Annotated in this window: 25 protein-coding genes and 1 riboswitch; of the genes, 12 read left to right on the top strand and 13 right to left on the bottom strand. The window is 41.9% G+C overall.

What is annotated here, in order from left to right:
- Positions 1–26 precede the first annotated feature (26 nt).
- The 3 genes from CHA01nite_RS12650 (at position 27) to CHA01nite_RS12640 (ending at position 2445) form a co-directional block, all read left to right on the top strand.
- The gene (locus tag CHA01nite_RS12650) at positions 27–992 is read left to right on the top strand and encodes an NAD-dependent epimerase/dehydratase family protein (protein ID WP_146941892.1); all 966 of its coding nucleotides are present in this window, start codon (positions 27–29) and stop codon (positions 990–992) included.
- Positions 993–1066: 74 nt separating this feature from the next.
- Positions 1067–1819 (top strand): polysaccharide deacetylase family protein, encoded by a 753-nt coding sequence (locus CHA01nite_RS12645; RefSeq protein ID WP_146941890.1) that lies wholly within the window; start codon positions 1067–1069, stop codon positions 1817–1819.
- Positions 1820–1821: 2 nt separating this feature from the next.
- The gene (locus CHA01nite_RS12640) at positions 1822–2445 is read left to right on the top strand and encodes a hypothetical protein (RefSeq protein ID WP_146941888.1); all 624 of its coding nucleotides are present in this window, start codon (positions 1822–1824) and stop codon (positions 2443–2445) included.
- A gap of 18 nt (positions 2446–2463) precedes the next feature.
- Here CHA01nite_RS12640 and CHA01nite_RS12635 read toward each other — a convergent pair whose 3' ends face one another.
- Entirely contained in the window at positions 2464–3669 is a 1206-nt protein-coding gene (locus CHA01nite_RS12635) for a metallophosphoesterase (RefSeq protein ID WP_146941886.1), read from the bottom strand.
- A 65-nt stretch (positions 3670–3734) separates the two neighbouring features.
- Positions 3735–4802: a 3-oxoacyl-ACP synthase III family protein gene (locus tag CHA01nite_RS12630; protein ID WP_146941884.1), complete on the bottom strand. Its 1068-nt coding sequence runs from the start codon at positions 4800–4802 to the stop codon at positions 3735–3737.
- 100 nt (positions 4803–4902) lie between these two features.
- Between CHA01nite_RS12630 and CHA01nite_RS12625 the strand changes: the two genes are divergently transcribed.
- From CHA01nite_RS12625 to rny, 6 genes are all read left to right on the top strand, one after another.
- Complete coding sequence (locus tag CHA01nite_RS12625; RefSeq protein WP_146941882.1) at positions 4903–5472, top strand: hypothetical protein; 570 nt, start codon at positions 4903–4905, stop codon at positions 5470–5472.
- 3 nt (positions 5473–5475) lie between these two features.
- Positions 5476–6207 (top strand): bifunctional demethylmenaquinone methyltransferase/2-methoxy-6-polyprenyl-1,4-benzoquinol methylase UbiE, encoded by a 732-nt coding sequence (ubiE, locus tag CHA01nite_RS12620; protein ID WP_146941880.1) that lies wholly within the window; start codon positions 5476–5478, stop codon positions 6205–6207.
- 4 nt (positions 6208–6211) lie between these two features.
- Positions 6212–6994, top strand: coding sequence for a type IX secretion/gliding motility protein PorT/SprT (gene porT, locus CHA01nite_RS12615; protein WP_146941878.1), 783 nt, complete (start codon positions 6212–6214; stop codon positions 6992–6994).
- Positions 6995–7133: 139 nt separating this feature from the next.
- Positions 7134–7436: a hypothetical protein gene (locus CHA01nite_RS12610; protein WP_146941876.1), complete on the top strand. Its 303-nt coding sequence runs from the start codon at positions 7134–7136 to the stop codon at positions 7434–7436.
- The gene (locus CHA01nite_RS12605; RefSeq protein WP_146941874.1) at positions 7436–7723 is read left to right on the top strand and encodes a cell division protein ZapA; all 288 of its coding nucleotides are present in this window, start codon (positions 7436–7438) and stop codon (positions 7721–7723) included. Before CHA01nite_RS12610 ends, CHA01nite_RS12605 begins: the two co-directional genes overlap by 1 nt.
- A gap of 225 nt (positions 7724–7948) precedes the next feature.
- Positions 7949–9517: a ribonuclease Y gene (gene rny, locus CHA01nite_RS12600; protein WP_146941872.1), complete on the top strand. Its 1569-nt coding sequence runs from the start codon at positions 7949–7951 to the stop codon at positions 9515–9517.
- Between the two features lie 550 nt (positions 9518–10067).
- On the opposite strand, the gene CHA01nite_RS12595 is transcribed toward rny, so the two are convergent.
- Genes CHA01nite_RS12595 through CHA01nite_RS12570 form a run of 6 tightly spaced genes read right to left on the bottom strand, consistent with a single transcriptional unit; the run spans position 10068 to position 13876 of the window.
- Entirely contained in the window at positions 10068–10892 is an 825-nt protein-coding gene (locus tag CHA01nite_RS12595; RefSeq protein WP_146941870.1) for a GLPGLI family protein, read from the bottom strand.
- The gene (gene gwsS / locus CHA01nite_RS12590) at positions 10876–11976 is read right to left on the bottom strand and encodes a grasp-with-spasm system SPASM domain peptide maturase (protein WP_146941867.1); all 1101 of its coding nucleotides are present in this window, start codon (positions 11974–11976) and stop codon (positions 10876–10878) included. The genes CHA01nite_RS12595 and gwsS overlap by 17 nt, the downstream gene beginning before the upstream one ends.
- On the bottom strand, positions 11976–12164 hold the full coding sequence (locus CHA01nite_RS12585; RefSeq protein WP_146941865.1) for a hypothetical protein: 189 nt from the start codon (positions 12162–12164) through the stop codon (positions 11976–11978). Before CHA01nite_RS12585 ends, gwsS begins: the two co-directional genes overlap by 1 nt.
- Entirely contained in the window at positions 12157–13155 is a 999-nt protein-coding gene (gene gwsG, locus CHA01nite_RS12580) for a grasp-with-spasm system ATP-grasp peptide maturase (protein WP_146941863.1), read from the bottom strand. The genes CHA01nite_RS12585 and gwsG overlap by 8 nt, the downstream gene beginning before the upstream one ends.
- Entirely contained in the window at positions 13152–13691 is a 540-nt protein-coding gene (locus tag CHA01nite_RS12575) for a hypothetical protein (protein WP_146941861.1), read from the bottom strand. Before CHA01nite_RS12575 ends, gwsG begins: the two co-directional genes overlap by 4 nt.
- 2 nt (positions 13692–13693) lie before the next feature.
- Entirely contained in the window at positions 13694–13876 is a 183-nt protein-coding gene (locus CHA01nite_RS12570; RefSeq protein WP_146941859.1) for a hypothetical protein, read from the bottom strand.
- A gap of 452 nt (positions 13877–14328) precedes the next feature.
- Here CHA01nite_RS12570 and CHA01nite_RS12565 point away from each other — a divergent pair, with 452 nt between their 5' ends.
- Together CHA01nite_RS12565 and CHA01nite_RS12560 are read left to right on the top strand one after the other, a co-directional pair.
- A complete protein-coding gene (locus tag CHA01nite_RS12565) occupies positions 14329–15570 on the top strand; it encodes an MFS transporter (RefSeq protein ID WP_146941857.1) in 1242 nt (413 codons plus the stop codon).
- Between the two features lie 161 nt (positions 15571–15731).
- Positions 15732–15920 (top strand): hypothetical protein, encoded by a 189-nt coding sequence (locus tag CHA01nite_RS12560; RefSeq protein WP_146941855.1) that lies wholly within the window; start codon positions 15732–15734, stop codon positions 15918–15920.
- 378 nt (positions 15921–16298) lie between these two features.
- On the opposite strand, the gene CHA01nite_RS12555 is transcribed toward CHA01nite_RS12560, so the two are convergent.
- From CHA01nite_RS12555 to CHA01nite_RS12540, 4 genes are all read right to left on the bottom strand, one after another.
- Positions 16299–17603, bottom strand: a complete 1305-nt coding sequence (locus CHA01nite_RS12555) for a voltage-gated chloride channel family protein (RefSeq protein WP_146941853.1) — start codon at positions 17601–17603, stop codon at positions 16299–16301.
- Between the two features lie 31 nt (positions 17604–17634).
- Positions 17635–17707: riboswitch (Fluoride riboswitch) on the bottom strand.
- Between the two features lie 19 nt (positions 17708–17726).
- Positions 17727–18554, bottom strand: a complete 828-nt coding sequence (locus CHA01nite_RS12550; RefSeq protein ID WP_146941851.1) for a GLPGLI family protein — start codon at positions 18552–18554, stop codon at positions 17727–17729.
- 29 nt (positions 18555–18583) lie between these two features.
- Positions 18584–19453, bottom strand: coding sequence for a sugar phosphate isomerase/epimerase family protein (locus CHA01nite_RS12545; RefSeq protein ID WP_146941849.1), 870 nt, complete (start codon positions 19451–19453; stop codon positions 18584–18586).
- A gap of 1 nt (position 19454) precedes the next feature.
- Positions 19455–19922, bottom strand: coding sequence for an acyl-CoA thioesterase (locus CHA01nite_RS12540; RefSeq protein WP_146941847.1), 468 nt, complete (start codon positions 19920–19922; stop codon positions 19455–19457).
- Between the two features lie 99 nt (positions 19923–20021).
- Between CHA01nite_RS12540 and CHA01nite_RS12535 the strand changes: the two genes are divergently transcribed.
- A complete protein-coding gene (locus CHA01nite_RS12535; protein ID WP_146941845.1) occupies positions 20022–20384 on the top strand; it encodes an arsenate reductase family protein in 363 nt (120 codons plus the stop codon).
- A gap of 848 nt (positions 20385–21232) precedes the next feature.
- On the opposite strand, the gene gcvT is transcribed toward CHA01nite_RS12535, so the two are convergent.
- Entirely contained in the window at positions 21233–22309 is a 1077-nt protein-coding gene (gcvT, locus tag CHA01nite_RS12530) for a glycine cleavage system aminomethyltransferase GcvT (protein WP_146941843.1), read from the bottom strand.
- Positions 22310–22316: the final 7 nt, after the last annotated feature.

The following is a 22316-nucleotide window of genomic DNA, read 5'->3' as shown; positions in this document are numbered from 1 at the left end:
TTTTCGATCAACTTAATATAATTAAAATGGAATCCCACACGGAAAGAATATTGATTACAGGTGCTTTAGGACAGATTGGCACCGAGCTTACCAACCGACTCGTTGAAATCCACGGAGCAGACAATGTAGTTGCTTCAGGGCTGGACCGATGGCAGAAGGGAATTACCGCTGCCGGCCATTACGAAAGAATGGATGTTACCAATACCCAGCTGGTACGGCAGATTGTAAAAGATTATGAAATTACTACGGTCTATCACCTGGCTTCATTGTTGTCCGGTACCTCAGAAAAGCAGCCGGTTTTTGCCTGGAAACTGAATCTTGAACCTCTGCTTCATTTTTGTGAAATGGCTAAAGAAGGGCTGATCCAAAAGATTTTCTGGCCAAGTTCCATCGCGGTATTCGGAAAGGGGATCCCAAAGGAGCATGTAGGCCAGGATGTCGTGCTTAATCCTACCACTGTTTACGGGATCTCTAAAATGGCAGGGGAGAAATGGTGCGAGTATTATTTTGATAAGCATGGAGTAGATGTAAGAAGTATCCGTTATCCGGGACTGATTTCATGGAAGACGCCGGCCGGAGGCGGAACCACCGACTATGCCGTGGAAATTTTCTATGAAGCGATCGAAGAAGGCAAATATACCAGCTTTATTTCTGAAAACACCGGAATGCCGATGCTGTATATGGATGATGCCATTGATGCCACGTTACAGTTAATGGACGCACCGAAAGAAAACCTGACTGTCCATTCGTCTTACAATTTAGGTGGCATGTCTTTCACTCCAAAACAGCTTGCAGAAGAAATCAGGAAAGAAATTCCGGAATTTGAAATTGATTACAAACCGGATTTCAGACAGGCGATTGCCGATTCATGGCCGGCGTCCATTGATGATTCCGTAGCGAAAAAAGACTGGGGCCTGAATTATAAGTTCGGGATCAGTGAAATGACCGGAGACATGATTAAAAATCTTAAAGCGAAATTAGGGAAAGCTTAATTTTACTTTAAATGAAAGGTGCTTTAACATCTGGTTTCTAAATCAGTATAAAATTTATCTAAAATTTAATTGAAATGGTATTGTTTACTTTCAACATTGTGGATGTAGAAGCTGAGGCTAAAAAAGGGGCCTCAATAACAGTTGAAGAAAGACTTGCAGTTACAGAAAACAATTCCAGGGCCATTCTCAGAATTTTGGATATCCATGATGTAAAAGCCAGTTTTTTTATTGAAGTTTCGATTGCAGAAAAACTGCCGCATCTCATAAAAGCAATTTCATCCAAAGGGCATGAAATTGCTTTTTACCATACGGATTCCAGCCTTCAGAAAATTGAGGAAACTAAAAAATGGATCGAGGATGTATTGGAAAAACAGATTAAAGGAATCCGCCAGAAGGATCACAAACTTCCGCACGAAGAACTGAAGATGCTGGGCTTCGGCTATGTTTCAAACATCGATCATGCCGATATTCTTTTTCCCTTCAAACGTCTCAAAAGAGATACCGAAATCGTTGAGGAAAACGGACTGAGCATTGTCCCTGAAAGCATTTCTCCGTACAGTCAGCTGCCGTATAATGATTTCGTATTTCAGGTAGTACCGATGAAGTATTACAAGAATATGGTCTTTGAAACGCTGAAGAAAGATGACTTCGTTTTGATCTATCTCAGTTCCTGGCAGTTCACCGACTTCAGCAAATACCGGTTCGATGTTCCTTTTTACCGGAAGTGGAATTCAGGAAAAAAAATCGAAGACAAACTCGACAAGCTTCTCTGCTGGATCAACGATAATGAAATGGCTACGGCAAGAATGAAAGATTATATTTTTTAAAAATGAAACCTACTTTAGAATTACCTCAAACGATAAGATTAGCAGACCGGGAGGAAATTCCCAATAATCCTGAAGTTTTAAAAAGATGGACAGAAAGCCAATCTGCTAATATTGTTCAGGGATATACCTTTCAATCAAATGAAAATAGTCCCGAAAATAAGTCGATCGGTTTTAATTTCTATTCTGAAATCAATATTGATAACTCAAACCTTTGGAATCTGGCTGTAGCCTTATCGGAAACATTACCTGATGTGGCAGCTGTATTATTCGGCCACATTGATTCTGATCTTAATTATGGCAATTACGGAGGAAAAGAAGAGGTGTTGGAATTTATCAGTCAGTATAAAAAAGAAATAACGCAGGATGCTTTCATCAGTTTCGGATTGATTTATCAAGATGATGAAAATCTCATTGAAATATTTGTCGACGAAAGTAAATATCTGAAATACTGGGGCGTGAGCGAAACCTGTTTCAGAAAGATCATGAAAGGTTTTAATCTGGAAGAAATTGAAAATCTTGAGTTTATTGATGAATATCCCAAGGTCCGGGAAGTTTTGACAGGATTTGAAAAAGATGCGGTTGATTCAGAAGCTCTTATTGAAATATTCAGTAAGCAGTATCTCTGAACGAACCGCATTTATCAGTTAAGCTAGTTCGAACAGCGTAATTTCCGGCAGGACACCCACTCTTCCGGGATAGCCGAGAACGCCGAAGCCTCTGTTCACGTACAGCATTTTTCCTTCGCTTTCATACAGGTCTGCCCATTTCGGGTACTTATACTGCACCGGCGACCATTTTACATTTTTCAGATCCAGGCCGAATTGCATCCCATGCGTATGTCCGGAAAGTGTCAGGTGAACGTTCGCAGGGTGTTTTTTCACGACATAATCAAAATGGGTAGGGTCATGGCTCATCAGGATTTTAACCGCCGATTCCGGCACGCCTTTTAAAGCATCATCCAGTCTTCCGAATTGCGGAAAAGGTTTCAGTCCCCAGTTTTCAACGCCGAGGATGTATATTTGCTCGCCGTTTTTCTCGATCACGCGGTGTTCGTTTCGGAGCATATCGAATCCGGCCTGCCTTTCATAACTGATCAGCGTTTCCAGGTTTTTCTTTTTGGCGTCCGGGGAATCCCAGGTCACATAATCTGCATAATCGTGGTTTCCCAACACGGCAAGTTTCCCGTCTTTCGCTTTGATCTTTGAAAACAATGGGATAAAAGGCCTGAATTCATCCGCCACATTGTTCACCATGTCTCCGGTAAACAGGACAAGATCAGGATTCTGTTCGTTGATCAGGTGGATGGCATGTTCCAGTTTACCCGGATCAGAGAAGCTTCCGCTGTGCACGTCTGAAATCTGGACGATTTTGTAGCCTTTAAAGCTTTTCGGCAGATTGGCAAAATTGATTCTGACCCTTCTCACTTTATGCCGGTATTTCCCGAAGGTAATGCCGTCGATAAAAAGCGCGGAAAGAACACCGCCCAGCCCAAGTCCCATCAGGCTTAAAAACTTTCTTCTTTCAGGGAAGAAGTTTTCGGAAGAACGCGTCATTCCGATCAGGTAGCTTCCGGTCCTGAAGAGGTCATCGATCAGTAAAAACAGGACAATGAAAATTTTAGGAAGGATAAAAACCAAAAAGACGGAGATCATGATCTGTGCGCGCACCATGCTTCTTTCCCCTTTGCTGAAATGCGCCATTTCGTAGGCAAAGAATCCGTAGATGGCTAATGAAACGGCCGCATATCCGATTTTGATCCAGGAATTATCGGTTAAAGTTCTTATAGCCTGGTAAATATAGACCTCCAACAGGAGGAAGAGCGCTGCAATAATTAAAAAATTTCTCTGCATAATCAGGTTTAAAAAAAGCACAAAGAATAATTCCCTGTGCTTTTTATATTTTAGTGTAAATATTTTTAAGGAAATCTGTAAACGATAGCATTGATGTTCATTCCGGCACCAACCGAAGTCATCACAATGTTACCTTTTTCTTTAAACGATTGACCCTCCATTTTTCCTTTAATTATTAAATCGAACATGGTAGGAATTGTGGCTACGGATGAGTTTCCGAAATCCTGTATCGTCATCGGGGAGATGGCGTGGTCGTAATCTTTCACGTTGTATAACTTGTGAAGTCTTTCGATCATCGCATAATCCATTTTGGCATTGGCCTGGTGGATCAGGATCTTGTTGATGTCTTCAAGGGAAAGCCCGGCGTCCTCGATGGTTTCTTTAATCGCCGCAGGAACGTTTTTCAGAGCGTACTCGTAGATTTTTCTTCCCTGCATCCTTACAAACAGACGGGTCTGGTCGGATTCTTTATTGATGGACGGTCCGTTGGCCAGGTAATCCAGCTCGATTCCGTTATCACAGATGGTATTATGGGCAATGATCCCTACATTTTCTTCATCGGTGGCTTTTACGACTACCGCTCCGGCTCCGTCTGCAAAGATCATCCGGTTCCGGTCGTACGGATCGGTTACCCGGCTTAAGGTTTCGGCCCCGATGACCAGGATGGTTCTGGCTACTCCGGCTTTAATCAGGTTGTCGGCAAGAATCATGGCTTCCACCCATCCCGGACATCCGAAAAGCATATCGTAAGTAACGCATTTCCTGTTTCTGATGCCCAGTTTATTTTTTACCCTTGCGGCCATCGTCGGCATAAAGTCGGCGTATCCGTTTACGGTAACTTCACCGAAATTGCTGGCATAAATGATATAATCCAGTTCTTCCTGATCGATGCCGGCATCTGCAATGGCCAGTTTTGAAGCTTCATAGCCGATCTGTGAGTTGGAAAGGTCGTCCTCAATAAATCTCCTGTTTTCAATTTCCGTGATTTCTACAAATTTTGCAATGGTTTCTTCAGCTGGTTTGTCGATTTTTACCCCGTCTTCAGTATAAAACTCTGAATCCAGAAAAAAATCCCTCCCGATAACTCTGCTGGGAAGATAAGATCCTGAACCAATGATGATCGTATTCGGCATTCGTTTAAATGATTTTTAAAGATGCAAAGTTAATAATTAATATTAATAACAGAGAATTAAAAATATTATTAAATTTGCAGAAATTGTACTTTACCATCCTATGAAAAACAATCCGTCCTTAAAAGGCTTACTTATTGCAGTTGTGGCGTTTATCGTTGCCTTTGGGATCTACTTCCTGTTTTTGGCCAAAAAGAACTATTATGTGGTAGACAATCCTACGCCTGATACTTTTTATTATAAAATAAACAACGGGTCCGAGGGGGTGATTGCCGGCGGGCAGACGGTTCCCGTAGATCTGGATAAAGGGAAAAATTCAATAAAAGTTTTCGACCGGAATAAAAAACTGCTTTTCGATTCCGCTTTTGAAGTAAATAAAGTCCGGGGGCTAATCAATATCGCCCATCAGGATTATTATATTAATGATCAGTACTACGGATACAACCTGAAGAAAGATTCCTTACTTTTGGCACTGGATAAAACCATCATTGACGGAAAACCGTATTACGGAGGTGCAAGACGCTTCAGTAAACTGTACACGGATGATTTTTATTACAATGTAAATGAAGATTATGATAAACTGATCAAGAACATCCAGCAGGTGGAGTCCAGATCCAAGATCTTCAGAAAGCAGGATTACCTCAATTATTATAAAGAATATTACAAGTTTTAAGTTTTGACAAAAGATATTACCAAAATTACACCCTACAATTCCGACGCTACGAAGAAGAGTCAGGTAGAGGATATGTTCGACAATATTGCACCGAAATACGATGTTCTGAATCGTGTGCTTTCCCTGAAAATTGATGTTTTATGGAGAAACACCCTGGTGAAGTGGATGAAAAAGGATCAGCCGCAGGAAGTGCTGGATGTGGCTACCGGAACGGGAGATCTGGCCATCGCCATCGAAAAGGGAACTGGTTCCCGGGTGATTGGTTTGGATTTATCGCAACAAATGTTAAATGTTGGCGTTATTAAAATAAAAAAACTTAAATTAGACGGCAAAATTTCCATGCAAAAAGGCGATGCAGAGAATTTACCTTATGAGGACAATAGATTCGATGCCGTATCCGTTGCATTTGGAGTAAGGAATTTCGAAAACCTTACCAAAGGTTTGGCAGAGTTGAGAAGAGTAGTTAAAGATAACAAGAGTGTTTATATACTGGAGTTTTCAAAAGTTGAAGGGGTTATGGGGCCATTGTATATGTTTTATTTCAAAAACATTCTACCTGCCATCGGCAGACTGGTTTCCAAAGATAACAGGGCATATACATACCTTCCGGATTCTGTAAACGCTTTTCCTTTCGGGGAAAAGATGAGACAAATTCTTTTAGATACAGGATTTAAAAAAGTTGAATATAAAAAACTAAGTTTAGGTATAGCCACAATTTATAAAGCAACAAAGTAACCCTATGAATAAATTTTTATTAAGAGCACTGGTTTTAGCGTCAGTAAACGTTGCCGTTTTAGCGAACGCGCAATTCAGAACCCGTAACAGAATGGATAAGCTGGAAGATTTCGACGAGCAGAAATTCAGCTGGGGTTTTTATCTGAACGGTAACAGGCTGGACTACCGTATCGTTCTGAATCCGAGATACGGCATGAACAATAATCAGAACCTGGTGTCATCCAAGGAGAGTTACAGTTTCGGAGCCGGTCTTATCGCGAAATGGAGACTGAACGATTATCTGGATGTACGGTTGGAACCGGGGTTACAGTTCGGCCAGAGACAGTTGACTTTTAATACACAGTCCAACGACCAGTATGCAGCGGGTACTTTAACGAACGATCCTTTCATTCCGATCCCTTTACAGGAAAAAGACAGGGTGAGGGATATCAAAAGTACGCTGGTAGATGTTCCGGTATTACTGGAGCTTCACGGCCAGCGATGGTACAATTCCAGGCCTTATATTGCGGCAGGGGTAAACTATATCGTGAACCTTCAGTCCAACTCCAGCTCTACGGATGACAACCTTCAGCAGGTGTTCCGTTCTACCACGCATAATTTTGCATGGTCTGCCGAAATGGGGATTCAGTTTTACTTCAACAAGTTTAAGCTGACGCCGGCGGTAAGAGGAACCTTCATCATGAATAACGAAATCGTAGCGGACAATGCAACAACGCCTCCGTACTGGACGTCTGCCATGTCCACTTTACAGACAAGAGCCATCTTCTTCGTTCTGAAATTCGAATAAGAATAAGCTTTAAAACAGAGAAAGGAGGTGCGGTTTGCATCTCCTTTTTTGTTTTGCGTCAAAATATAGACCGTTTTATTTTTGTTAGTATTAATATTTTGTTATTTTTGCTAACAGTTAGAATATACGAAAACCTGAAATGCTTCAAGATTTAGAAAACCATTTTTCAGAATTAGAGAAAAAGATTTTACAATTACAGAAAAGTTATAAAAATCTTACTGAAGAATTTTCTGAACTGAATGTTGAGCATGAAGCACTGAAGAAGAAATATGATGAGGAAAGAAGAAAAAATCAGGTATTAGCAGAAGAACAAAAAAATATAAAATTGTATTCGGCAATATCCGGAAATCCTGAACATAACCGGCTGATGAAAAACCACATCAACCGATTGGTAAAAGAAATAGATTTCTGTATTGCCCAGCTTCAAAACAGTGGATTATAATGGAGGTAAGAAGAATAACCATTAACATCGCCGGAAGGGTATATCCGCTGAATGTACCGGCAGCAGAAGAAGAAACGCTGCGTAAAGTCGGGAAGCAGATTGAAAATATGATTAAGGATTTTGAACAGAATTTCGATGTGAGAGACAAGCAGGATGCTTTGGCCATGTGTGCCCTGAAACTGGGAACCAATGCCGAAGTGGTGTCTTTGAACTACGATAAAACGATACAATCTACCAACGAAAGATTGGCAAAAATCAATCAATCGTTGAATGAAACAGGGAAATAGATTTTTTTTCCCGGCCAACTGCCTACAATGATTCTAACACATTAAAGGTAAACTCAACGCTAAACAATTACCGAACAAATGTCCATCGAATGGCGTGCCGGTTCTCCGGATTACAGACAGTGGAAATCAGTTCAAATCGTGTTGATTAGGAGTTTACTCTCAATCTTTGAATTGTTGTAGGCTTTTTTATGCAAAATTGAGGACAATTAAAACTTATATATAGATATGACAACAGCCATTATAGTCGGCGTAATTTGTTTGGTCATCGGTGCAGCGGCAGGAATGCTTTTTTCCAAAAGTTCACTGAATACCAAGGCAAAATTTATTATAGATGATGCAAAGAAAAATGCTGAGAACCTAATAGAGAAAGCCAACGTACAAGCCGAATCCATAAAGAAAGAAAAAAACATCCAGGCCAAGGAAAAATTCCTTGAGCTGAAATCCCAGCATGATGCAGACATCCAGTCCCGCGAAAAGAAAATGCAGGAAGTGGAAAAAAGAATCAAAGACAAGGAACACAAGCTGAACGACGAGCTCAGCAAAGTAGGGAAACTTGAAAAAGATCTTGACAAGCAGATCGGCGATTACGCGAAAAAAACGGAGATTCTGGAAAGAAAACAGCAGGAGCTTGACGTTGCCACAGCTAGGAAAGTTGAAATCCTGGAAAAAATATCCAATTACTCTGCGGAAGAAGCAAAAGCAGAACTGGTAGAATCGTTGAAAGCGGAAGCAAAGACCAGAGCACAGGCGCATGTTCAGAGCATCATGGAGGAAGCCCAGCTTAACGCGAAAGGCGAAGCGAGAAAAATCGTTATTCAGACGATCCAGAGAATCGGAACGGAACAGGCGATCGAAAACTCGGTTTCGGTATTCAACATCGAGTCCGACGAGGTGAAAGGTAGAATTATCGGCAGGGAAGGTAGAAACATCCGTGCGCTGGAAGCCGTTACCGGTGTAGAGATTATCGTTGACGATACCCCTGAAGCCATCCTTCTTTCATGTTTCGATCCGGTAAGGAGAGAGATCGCCAGATTATCGCTTCACCGCCTGGTAACGGACGGAAGAATCCACCCGGCAAGAATCGAGGAAGTCGTTGAGAAAACAAGAAAGCAGATCGAAGAGGAAATCATTGAGGTAGGAAAGAGAACGATCATCGATCTCGGAATCCACGGATTACATCCTGAACTGATCAAAATCGTAGGTCGGATGAAATACCGTTCTTCTTACGGACAAAACTTGCTGCAGCACTCCAGAGAAGTTGCCAACATTGCGGCAACCATGGCCGCTGAATTGGGATTGAACGTGAAATTAGCGAAGAGAGCAGGTCTTTTACACGATATCGGTAAGGTTCCTGAGCAGGAATCCGAACTTCCTCACGCTTTACTGGGAATGCAGTGGGCTGAGAAATACGGTGAAAATGCGGAAGTTATCAATGCCATCGGAGCCCACCACGACGAAGTGGAAATGACTTCATTGTTATCACCGATCATTCAGGTGGCCGATGCGATTTCCGGAGCAAGACCGGGTGCCAGAAGACAGGTACTGGAGTCTTACATCCAGAGGCTGAAAGATCTTGAATCTGCCGCCTTAAGCTTCGACGGCGTATCTTCAGCTTATGCGATCCAGGCCGGTAGAGAACTCAGAGTAATGGTAGAAAGCGGAAAAGTAAATGACGAAGTTGCTTCCCAGCTATCCTATGACATTTCTGAAAAGATCCAGAATGAACTGACCTATCCGGGACAGGTAAAAGTAACCGTTATCCGGGAAACCAGGGCGGTAAACATTGCAAGATAAAGGACCCTCAGAATATTGAAAAAACCTCTCAAGAAATTGGGAGGTTTTTTGTTTATTAAAACGAAGCATATTACCGTAATTTTTAATGCCAGCCTTTATCCTTTTGATAAGTTTAACGTGAGCTCGACGAAGGGTCTGGATTAATAGGCCTGAAGCAGGAAGCCGGATGTCGGAAGTTTCTCTTGTCAGACATAGAGTCAAAGATCTTGATCAGCAAGCTGATTATATTATTGTTCGATCTATCCAAAGAATTCTTATTTAATCCTGAATCATCGGGCCTGGTTATTTTATTTAGATCGTTTTAAAATCCTGAAGGGATGGCTTAGTACAGGATAGGATGAAGTCCTGTCAGAACCGTGAACCGTTTATTTGTTCCGGCAAGATGAGAGTTATTAAACTCCGAAGCTATTGATATTCGTTTCAATGGATTGATTATAAACTGATTTAATCATTTGTTTTCGGATTAAAATCATAGCATAAAAAAAGCATTCCGGTAGGATGCTTTTTTTATTTCTTGCTGTCAGTAAACTCAAATCCTTGTCAATATATTTTAAGGATAGTGGATGGCATAAGACAATTCTATTGGATTATTATTTTTCTTAAGGTATTGCTGCTCGGTTTTCGTCAGCTCTTTATAATCCGGGACGAATTTTTTTCCGTTGGCGTCCTGCCAGAGCACTTTTACATTTCCTGATTTCATTTCACGGTACGGGTCATTGTAATAGTCTTGCTGAACTTTTATCCACTGCTTTTGGGTAATATCTAAAGGTTTGGTGGAAAAATAAGACACCTGGATATTTTCTTCTTTCCGGATGGCGGTGAGAGAAAACTGATAATTGTTTTTTGAATCTTTCATGGAAATGATTAACCCCGGAAGACCGTCAAACACATAAGGGCCGTTCTGCAAAGCGACGTCGGTGGTAAACCAGGCTTCCCAGAGGCGGCCTGAATAGGTGAGTACTGCTTTCTGACAGGTATAGTCCCCGATTTTTTTGACGTCTCTGGTAATTTCCCATTTAAACGGCGGGCTTTTTTCTGTGATCCGGTAAAGATCCCTGAGCAGAACGGTAAACCGGTACATCTTTTTTTGCCGGTTGTCTTTGATGACCATCCACTGATAATCGTATTTTTTCCGGACCTCTTCTCCTGCTTTTTCTTTTTCAATGATCAAGGAATCGTTCAGGTACTGATCCCGGGAACAGAACCTGGATTCTTTCCCTTTAATCAGCAGCACCATATCCTTTGTCTGCATTTCTTCAGACAGGGAATCGGTTCTGTAATTCATCCGGTAGTTAATTTTATAGCTCTGTGCATCTATCGTATTCGAAAACAGAACCGTAAAGAGGATGATTTTAAATCTATTTATCCATTTCATAATATTGAATTGCTTTTTGTTTTAAAGGGTGGGTGCTCCATTCTTCCCATTCGCCGGTGTAAGGGTCATAGCCGCATTTCAAGGGCTTTGAAAGATCAAGGCCTGCTTCATCCGTATGCGTCTGTTCCGTATATGCCCTGCAATCGGTGCAGACATACCGGAATTCACAATCTTTACAGCCTTCAATATCATCTTTGGTCATATTCCAGTACCGTTTGAAATCTTGATGGCGGAGGCCCGCTTCCAGGGTTGTATCTGCGATATTTCCAAAGCTCTGCTTCATGGAAGGGCAATTCTTGATGTTTCCCGAAGCGTCAATCGAAAGCTTGCAGTTGAGGCAGGAGTTATGATGCATCGATTCCGAAATGATATCCAGGTTTATCGCATCAATATTCCCCTGTATGGTTCCGCAGCTTTCCGGTCCTTTTACGGATTTTTCCAGGTAGTGAATCTTGCCGGATTCTATCGGGTTCTTTAATAATTTCCGGCTTAAAGTATAAACGGTTACCGTACTGACAATGGGCAGCCTGGCAATTTGTATGAGGTCAGCGCCTGTTTTCTGCGGATGGGATTTTTCCGGCAGGCTGATTTCAAGCTGGATATCACACAGCCGGTTAAGGGGATCATCATTCAGGGAAATCATATATTTCTTAAGCTCCCTTAATCTTTCTTCTGAAAAACAGCGGAACAGGACTGCTTCCAAACCCAGTTTTCCGAACTCCCCACTGATTGTTGATAATAAATCGAAAGACGTTTCAGAACCAATATCAATGATCATATTGGTAATGCTGCCTGGTTTATGCCAGTCCATCTGTATTGACGGGAAGGCATGGATTTCGTCATGAAGAATTTCGAAAATGAGATCATTGTCCTGTAGAAACTTTTTATATTCCTTCAATGTTTTACGGTCCTGAGGATAGCGTTCGGACAGGTTTTGAAAATCGATCTCTTTGACAAGAATCCCGTACAGCTCATTGGGAATATACCAATATCTGTTTTTTGTCATATCAAACAGGATCGAACGGGAGTATCCTTTAACAGGGATAATGTCCGCGTACAGTTTATAGATGGTATCGGATGACATCAAAACTTGGCTATTTTTTTATAAAATTTTTTACTCAGGTAAATTCGGGATCCGTTCTGCAGAGAAGACTTTATATTGCAGTCCCGGTAATCCGGAAGTTTTTCATTGGGGCTGAACAGCCTGTTCAGATCTCTTACGATATAGGATCCCCTGTTCTTTTTAATAATCTTCTTTAAATAATCAGGCATACGTTCTCTGTTGGATTAAAAATTCGGCAACTTCTTTTTCCAGATGGTAATTGCAAGGCAGGGAAACCATCCCGAATTGCCCTACAGGGTTGATTTCTAAAAAGACATATCTTCCGTCCATATCCTTAATCATATCGATGGATCCCGAGGAAAGATTCAGATCGTCCATCAGATAGATCAGGCTTTCTCTGATCGTCTGTGGCAGTTCATAAGGCACACACCGGTTCGGATTGAAAATATCGTAATTCCTGAAATCCGTCCGGGTCTGGCTGTTTTTGGATGAAAAAATGGCCATTGCGTAGAATTTACGGTTCAGACAGAATATTCTCAGCTCAAACCTTTTCCTGATGTTTTCCTGGAATAAAGAGGGCGTGAATTCTTTGATGTTACCGTCTTTTACAATTTGGGTGTGGGTACCATACATTCCTTTAGTATCGGCAAAGGTAATGCCCTCGAAAATAGGCTTTGTAATCAGGTTTTTATTCAGATCGGTAACTTTACGCAAAGATTCCCTGCTGTTGGCAATATAGGTTTCAGGAATCGTCAGCCCATACTTCTCAGCCAGTCCCAGAACTTCGATTTTGTCGATTTTAAGTGAATCTTTGTAGTAGTCGAACCACTTCCATTCCGGATAAAAATCATAGAGGATCCTTAAGAACCGGTTTCGCTCTGCGGCATGAAACTTGGCAAACTTAAGTACGTTTTCATCAATTTCATTTTCCTTTCGGATTACCTGATCGTACACCAGATCGATGAACCTTCTGCACCAGACAACCTTTATCTTTTCAAGATCGATTTTCTTATGATTTATCTTATCAAAAATCTCCAGCTTGTGTGTATTGACATGAATAAAAACGTCATAACAGGCAGGATCGGAGATCTGATCCACATTCAGTCTTATAAAAGGAACTCCGTAATGGTTCAGCCAGTCGCATACGCTGTTGGTAGTGAGTTCCAGGTCCGCTTTTGAGATAATTAAAATTTCAGTCATAATTCCAATCCTTCCATTTCCTGAGACATATGGCGTTCATAAATCGCAGGCTCATCCTTATAAAATCTTTTATATTCTCCAATGAAGAGATAGTTCGCATTACCGGAAGTAAAATACCTTTTATAGATTTTTTTCCTTCCCTGTCCGGCATTTTCGCTGAAGCTGATGATTTTCTTATGGTAAAGTTTCACCGTTACCGTATCATTTTTCCGCAGAATGTCATCCGGGATCTTTTTTACGATAAACAGACTGTAATACACATCGTTTCCTTTTTCCTTTTTAATTTGCCTTAACCGGTCATAATAGGTAAAGACCAGCTTTCCATATTTTCTGTAAAATACCCTGTGGACCAGATGCCGTCCGCCATAGCTGTGAAATTTAACATCATGATCGTTACTGGTAAACAAATAACGGTAACTGTCATTCTCCCCATGCCAATCGGAGGCCGTTGCATGATAACCGGAGCATGAGACCAGCAGGACCAAAGAAACGAAAGCCAATAAAAATTGGCTTTCTGCTTTTTTCAGGATCGTCATACTTATAAATCTGAACCGGAAGCCCAGTCTGAATCATCTGTTGATCCGTCATCCGAGGTATGCCCGTTGCTGTTGGTAAGAACCATGGTTTTGGTCGGCTCAAGAGCCTTTTTTCCTCCTTTCACGGAAATCATGTCATTGGAATTCAATTTCTTGCCTTGTAAAGACTTTAGCTGTTTTTTCATTTTGTAATGTTTTATAATTAATATCAGATCGGAGTTTAGGCACATCAGATCCTTATGGGTGCTGCCTGCAGGCGTATTTATTCATTTTTCGGCTGCATTACGTACTACAGCATACTCCATGTTTAAATATTTTATTTCCTAGCTGATCATATTCCGAATGATGATCGCAGAGATTTGACTATTGTTCTCTGTATTTTGAAAACAATAATTTGTTTAATTTTTTACAATGTTAAATATATTTTTTGATTTAAAAAAACGATTTTTGAATTCTTTTAAAGATTTCCGGGCAGCATTAACTTTATCGAAGAAAGGGTAGAAGAAAGACACAAAATATTGATTTAAAAATTAAAAATATCAACGGATCATTGTTTTTAAATTAAATTCATTTAATCATGAATTAAAGTGCCGGACGATTGAAATTAATTTTTATTTTTAGCAAAATTTAAAGTACCATGCAGGAACCCGCCCTGTCTTCAAAAATGAAGTACATTTTTTCGATTCCCGTGATCATTTCCGCTCTGGGATATTTTGTAGATATTTACGACCTGCTGCTGTTCGGCATTGTCAGGATTCCGAGTCTGAAAGCGCTGGGCCTCAATCCGGATACCGATGGAACCTTTATCCTGAACGCCCAGATGATCGGTCTGCTGATCGGCGGAATTTTCTGGGGGATCTTCGGGGATAAAAAGGGGCGGCTTTCCGTACTGTTCGGGTCGATCCTTGTGTATTCCCTCGCCAATATTGCCTGCGGTTTCCTGCCCTATTTTCCGAGAGAGCATCTGGTCTACCAATATGCAGGCTTACGGTTTATTGCCGGGATCGGTCTTGCCGGAGAGCTCGGGGCCGGAATCACACTGGTTTCCGAAAGCCTTCCAAAAAATTTAAGGGCCATCGGCACCTCCGTGGTAGCCGGTTTCGGCCTGATGGGAGCCGTGGTTGCCCAGCTGACGGTAGAACTGGCCGGCGGATGGAATATATCGTATATGATCGGGGGCGTCCTGGGGATCATGCTGCTTTTCCTCAGGATCAGCGTTTCCGAATCCGGGATTTACAAAAATATAGAGCATCAATCGGTCTCCAAAGGGAATTTTCTTTCATTTTTTACCGATAGAAACCGTCTGACCCGGTACCTGAAATGTATTGCGGTCGGCCTCCCCACCTGGTACTGCATCGGGATTTTAGCGGTATTGGCCAACCAGTTTGCTCCGGAAATGGGCATTGCCGGTCTTAATCCCGGCAAAGCGATTATGTGGGCTTATATAGGGATTTCCGTCGGCGATTTAGCCAGCGGGTTTATTTCACACTTTCTGAAGTCCCGGAAAATGGCGATTTTCTATATGCTTGTTTTCACCATTATCGGCGTAGTGATTATGCTGTTCGGGAATACGGATTCGGAAACAAAATACTATATGTTCTGTGTATGGCTGGGGCTGGGAACAGGCTATTGGGCAATGTTTGTAACGCTGGCTGCGGAACAGTTCGGTACAAATATCAGGAATACCGCAACCACTACAGTTCCGAATATGGTCCGGGGACTGGTTCCGGTAATGATCTTTGGTTTCGACTTTTTCAAAAAGGATTTTCCGGTAATTACCAGCGCTGCTCTGGTAGGGGTTATCGTATTCGGACTGGCCTTCTATTCCGCCCTGACCTTATCGGAAACCCATGATAAAGATCTGGAATTTACAGAATAATTTCATCTGTTTAAGAAATATTTCAGATACCTTTTACGTTATACCAACAATAACTGAAACAAAATAAACAAATTATCAAATTTCATATTAAATTATGCTTTGAATAATGAATATTTGTTTAACTTTGAACATCGTAAAATGTTAACCAAAACCAAATCACAATGCAAAATTTTCTAAAAAACGCTAAAAAACTAAAAAAAGCAGACCTTAGAGACATTACAGGAGGCGTAAGCGGGACACCGGATCTGTCAAAATGCGGATGCAGTTGTTCAGGCTCTGTTACAGGACCCCTTTACTGTGTACAGTATATCGCCTGTCCGCAGGTGTATACCTGCAAAGATGTTTATTAAACCTATTTCAATCAGAAAGAAACATTTCCACATTTAATACGCAAAAGCCTCTTGGATCTTCCGGGAGGTTTTTGTCATTTTTGAAATGGGCTTTTTATGATCACGAAGCTCTGAGAGCTTTCGAAATAATACTGTTTAAAGGTTCACAAAGCCGCCTGCGCTTAAACCTCCGTAGGAGCGACCTATTAATAGCTATGAATCAACGGATTTAATAAGCCCCGTAGGGGCGACCTATCCAACCCGGCGGCCGGAAAAGGGGATTGACGAAAAACTTTTACCAGACCACCTTTTTAGGTGTACAAAACCGCCTGCGCTTGTACGACCGTTGTGTAAACTGATGTTAAGTTTAATCCTGTTATCATTACCTACTCCCATCACTCATAGATCCTTAAAGCTCTTATCCACAAGATGCTCAAACCTTCTGTTTTTGGCTTCCCCGATTTTCTGTTTTATATAAATGCTGTTGTTGCCGGAGAACAGGTAAGAGACAACACAGGCAATGGCCACATAGACTCCGCAATCGGCTCCGAACAGTTCGATGCCCATCAGGGTGCAGGCCAACGGCGTATTGGTGGCTCCTGCAAAAACGGCTACGAATCCCATCCCTGCAAGCAGCCCGTACGGAAGCGGAATAAACAGGGATAAAGCACTTCCCAGGGAAGCTCCGATAAAGAAAAGCGGAGTGACTTCACCGCCTTTAAAACCTGCCGAAAGCGTAACAATCGTAAAAATCATTTTTAAGGCAAAATCGTAAAAGGGAAGGGGGTGGGTAAAGGATTCCAGGATGGTGGGAATTCCAAGTCCGGCATATCGGGGGGTTCCCATGGCAAAAACGGCAGCTGCCACGAGGATTCCGCCGATAACCGGACGGAGCGGCGGATATTTTATTGTGGATTTAAAGAGCATACCGGTTTTATGGAGCAGTTTACTGAATAAAGCGGCACAGATTCCAAAGGCAATCCCTGCCAGGATGCTGTAGATTACCGGAATAAATTCAGGTTTCGGAATAAAATCAATATGGTAATGGGTATGTTTTGCCTTCCAGAAGTTGGTAACGGCGTCGGCTAAAATTGCGGAGGCAAAAGCCGGAAAAATAGCATGGTAGCGGATCTTTCCGATCAGGAACACTTCCAGTCCGAAAACAGCTCCCGCCAGAGGGGTTCCGAAAACCGAACCGAATCCTGCAGCCATTGCTGAAATAAGCAAAACTTTCCGGTCAGCTTTATCAAGCCTGAAGGGTTTGGCCAGCTGGTCGGCAATCGCTCCGGCCATCTGCAGCGCGGTACCTTCACGGCCTGCCGATCCTCCAAAAAAGTGGGTAACGATGGTTCCTAAGTAAACGAAGGGCGCCATTTTCAGGGGAATGGTCTCCTTCGGCTCATGGATGCTTTCAAGAAGAAGGTTATTGCCCGCTTCAACGTCTTTACCGAAATAATGATACAAAGCCCCGACCAGAAATCCGGCGACCGGCAAAAAAATGATGATCCATACATGGCTTTCCCTGAAATCCGTCGCCCATTGCAGAGAGGTGAGAAACCCTGCAGAAACGGTTCCGACCAGGCTGCCGATAATGAGGCTGATGAAAAGCCATTTGATGATATAAGGGAACGAAGGGTATTTCCTGAAAAATAATTGCAGATGCAGTATAAAAGCTGTACTTAAAGTCCGATGAATTTTAGACATGATATTCCTGATCAAATTATGGTTGATAATCTATTAATCAGGCGTCATCAGCCCGTTTGGAACGAGGCGGTTGGGGAAGGAAGAACACCATTTCCTTTTGTAGGGCAAAGATAAAAATAATTTTTAATTTTTATAATGCATCGCCTTGTCGATTTCAACCGGATTATTGTATTTTTTGATAACCTCCTGCATGTTTTTAACCTGGGCATTCAGTTCATCAATGGTAGAAATTTCTATTCCGTTGATATTGATGTGCAAAGTGTCATTTTTGGTGAAGTTTGTTCTTTCAAATGAAAAAGGATCGTTAAAAAATTCGGTTAAAAGCTTTTGCTTCTGTTTCTCAGTAATGGAGATGGCTTTATTGCCGAAATTGGATTCCAGAAAGTCTTCTGTAGAAAATTGGACCTGCAGCTCCTCACTTTTAAGAAGGGTATAGATGAAATTTTTTCTGGTATCGTAAATTTCGAAAATCAGACCCGGAAGTCCTGAAAATTTAAAAGGTCCCTCATTGAAGGGAATCTCCTTGCTGAACCAGGCTATCCAGTTTCTTCCTCCAAACCCGGCCGTTGCCTTCTGCAGCGTATACTGCTGGACTTTTTTGGTTTCGCCGGAAATATGCCAGTTGATTTTATCGGTTGTTTTAAATGAATAATATCCAAATTTAATATTGATAAAATTTTCATTTTCACCGGTATTCGTTTTTCTCTTCACCACCTGTCCGGTCATATCGATATGCCTGTTATCCAGATTTCCAAACTTTTTATTAAGGGAATCGGCAGTCAGGAGGTTTCTTCCGTAAAATTTCACTTCCTTGGGGTTGATATCCAGAATCATATTGTATTTCTGATAACCGGTGTCGGTAGAATCCATTTTTAACTGCAGTTCATATATAAACCGGTGCGTTTGTGCATGTAGGACAATAATAAACAACAGGCAAAAAAAGGACGGCATTTTTTTCATGATTTATTTTTGCTTGGTTCTTATCTAAAGTAAGCATGTTCAAGAATATACTTTTTACTTATCATGATACTTTCAAACATATCCTTATCGCTTGCGTCCTGCTCCAAAAACCAATAATCCAGTCCTGCTTTTTCGCGGGCTTCAAAAATTTTCTTAAAGTCGATGGTTCCGTTTCCGATTTCGGCAAAATCTTTTGAGCCGGCTTTCATGTCTTTCACGTGCCACAGCGGAAAACGTTTCGGATGCTGTTCAAAATAAACCAAAGGATCGATTCCTGCTTTGGCCATCCAGTACAGGTCCAGCTCCATTTTTATCAGTTCAGGGGAAGAATGCTTTAAAATAAAATCATAGACATTGCCTGACTCATCAAACTTTTCAAACTCAAAATCATGGTTGTGGTAAGCAAACTGGATTCCGGCTTTACGGGTTGCTTCCCCCGATTGATCCAGCAGCTCGGGAAGTTTTCTGTAATTTTCCCCGGTTCTCTCTTCAGGAAAAAGATAGGAGCAGACCATATAGCCCGCGCCGATCGAATGCAGGTCTTCCACCGACTGTTCCCAGCCGTTCAGCAAAGTTCCGCGTTCGTTGTGAAGGATTCCGGTGGTGTGGTGGGAACTGATGACTTTCAGTCCGGTATTTTTAAGGATGGCCTGAAATTCATTCCGGGTTTTCCCGAAAAACGTTCCGTTGTAGCCGTAGATTTCAAGTTTTGTGAAGCCTAAGCCGGCCAGCCGTTCGAATGTTTTTTCCAGGTCTGCGGAAATGGCGTCCCGGACGGTGTATAGTTGAATGCCCAATGTCTCTGTTTTGCTTTTAGAATGAGAAATCCCACAGGAATACAGACCCAGGAATCCCAGGGATGAAAGCAGGATAAAATCTTTTCGCTGCATGTTATAAAAAAGGTTTCATTTCGTCTTCGATCTGGGTCCGGAGCTGCATCAGGCGGATGGCATACTGCTCCTGCTGCTTTTCCTCTTCCGTTTCCGGGATCCATTTGGGAACCGGAAGCTTTTTACCGTTTTCATCCACCGCCACAAAAACGATGATGCAGTGGGTTTTCTTATCGAATTTCGGCTGTTTCAGGTTTCTTGAAGATACGTTGATGGAAATATGCATGCTCGATGAACCCGTATAAATGACCTGCGCTTCCACTTTGACTACTTCCCCGATCTTGATCGGCTCATAAAAACGGATCCCGCCCACATAGACGGTCACGGAATAATTTCCGCTCCAGGTCGTAGCGCAGGCGTAGCCTGCCTGATCGATCCATTTCATTACACTTCCGCCATGTACATTTCCCCCGTAGTTCACATCCGAAGGTTCTGAAATAAACTGAAAGGTAACCGGTTTGTTCTCCATCCTTTTAAAAATTTGAATAAAGGTATCCATAATTTTTAAAAGTTTGGATTAAATCTTACTTTTGAAAACCGAAATGTAAATAAACGGCTGAAAATAATAATGAAAAAAGTATTCTACCTGAAAACCTGCGACACCTGCCGGAAAATTCTTGTGCAATTCGACCTTACCGGCTGGGAGATCCGGGAAATCAAGAAAGAGCCGGTCACCGGAAATGAACTTGCCGAAATGTATGGGAAAACAAATTCTTATGAAGCCCTGTTCAGCAAAAAATCCACCCAGATCAGGCAGAGAGGATTGGATGCAAAATCCCTGACAGAGAATGATTTTAAAGATTTATTGCTTGATCACTATTCCTTTCTGAAACGTCCGGTTTTTATGACGGATGACCGGATTTTTATTGGGAATGAGAAAAAGAATCTGGAAGAATTAAAGGAATTCATGAATAATAACCAAATTTCATAGGGTTCAGAAAACCTGTGAAATTTTTATGTGATGAAAACACTGGGTTTTTTAAGCTGGCTGACCGTGATTTTAAACGGCTGCATTGTCATTGGTGCGGGACACGGGATCGGCATCTTGTTCATTTATGAAATTCTCGGCTTTAAATTTATATGGGATGAGGATGTGAATCTCTTAGGATCCTATGATGATAGATTGTTGCCCGTCGCTCTTGTTTCATTCTTTTGCCAGATATTGCTCTTAATAAGTTTACAGGTTAAAATCTGGAAAATGAAGAAAATGCTTATTACGGTTTTCTCTCTGATCCTGTTGCTGGCATTTCTTTTTCTGGTCCGGGATTTTCCGGATTCCGGGCTTGATACATTTTCACTAATAGGAGGGATTCCGTTTTTCATATCAGCCGTGATCTTATTAATCAGAGTAAATTTTGTGATAAAAGAACGATAAAACTCATAGGTTTTCAAAACCTATGAGGTTTTTGAGAGCTGCGATTGTCCTGTTAATCAGAGGGAATTTTTTAATGGGAAACGACAAACCTGACTGGTTTTCGAAACCCTTTAAGTTTTGCTGCAGGTAAGAAGTACATTCAAAAGACCGGAAGTTCGGAAAAGGAGGTCATCCTGGCCCGGAAAGGGACGGCATCCTTTTTTGTTTTTTACCGAACCTTGATTATTAAAGCCCGAAGGTCGTAAGAACAAAAAAGATACAGTACTTTGACAGGCTCAGCATAAATTCCAAACCGGATAAAGCTCCTGAAAAAATAAAACCTGCAGCGAGGCAGGTTTTTAGGGTGTTCTAAACGCTTACACTTCGTCAAAGATTCTGAACTTTGACAATGTAAGGGTAAATGTTTATACGAAAGGTGCTTTTACTACTTTGGCAGGAATGTTTTTGTTTCTTACCTGGATGAAGATTTCAGAACCCAGCTTGAAGTGAGGCTTGTCTACATACGCAAGACCCAGACCTACTTTTTTCATCGGCGACTGGGTACCGGAAGTTACTTTTCCGATTACGTTGCCTTCGGCATCCACCACAGGGTAGTCGTGTCTCGGTACACCTTTATCCATCAGTTCGAAACCAACCAGCTTTCTGGTCACGCCTTCTTCTTTCTGCGTAGCGAAGGTTTCTTTGGAAACAAAATCCTTATCGAATTTTGTAATCCATCCCAACCCAGCCTCAATCGGGGAAGTGGTATCGTCGATATCGTTTCCGTACAGGCAAAATCCTTTCTCAAGACGCAGGGTATCTCTCGCCGCCAGTCCGCAAGGGATGATTCCTTCTTCAGCACCGGCCTCGATGATGGCATCCCAGAGTTGTACGGCATTTTCATTGTTGAAATAAATTTCAAAACCTCCGCTTCCGGTGTAGCCGGTGTTGGAAATAATCACATCATTCACTCCAGCCACAGAACCTACGGTGAAGTGGTAGTAAGGAATTTCGGAAAGGTTGGTTTCCGTCAGTTTCTGAAGGATTTCTGTTGCTTTCGGACCCTGAACAGCCAGTAAGGACATGTCGTCTGAAGCATTCGTCATTTTTGCCCCGAAGGTATTGTATTTGGAAATATGGTTCCAGTCTTTATCGATGTTTGAAGCATTAACGACCACGAAGTATTTGTCGTCTTCCATTCTGTAGACGATCAGGTCGTCCACGATCCCTCCGTTTTCATTCGGAAGACAAGAATATTGTGCTTTTCCGTTTTCAAGGGCATCCACATTGTTTGTGGTCACGTACTGCAGAAGTTCTCTTGAGCCCGGTCCTTCGATGAAAAACTGTCCCATGTGGGAAACATCAAAGAGGCCTGCCTTTTCCCTTACGGCAAAATGTTCTTCGGTAACCCCGGAATACTGTACAGGCATTTCAAATCCTGCAAAAGGTACGATTTTAGCGCCTAGAGAGGCATGCTTGTCGTACAATGCTGTTTTCTTCATTTTTAAT

The sequence above is a fragment of the Chryseobacterium hagamense genome (assembly GCF_007991455.1).
In the GTDB taxonomy this organism is placed as follows: Bacteria; Bacteroidota; Bacteroidia; order Flavobacteriales; family Weeksellaceae; genus Chryseobacterium; species Chryseobacterium hagamense.
This window is presented reverse-complemented; position numbering and strand designations above follow the sequence as displayed.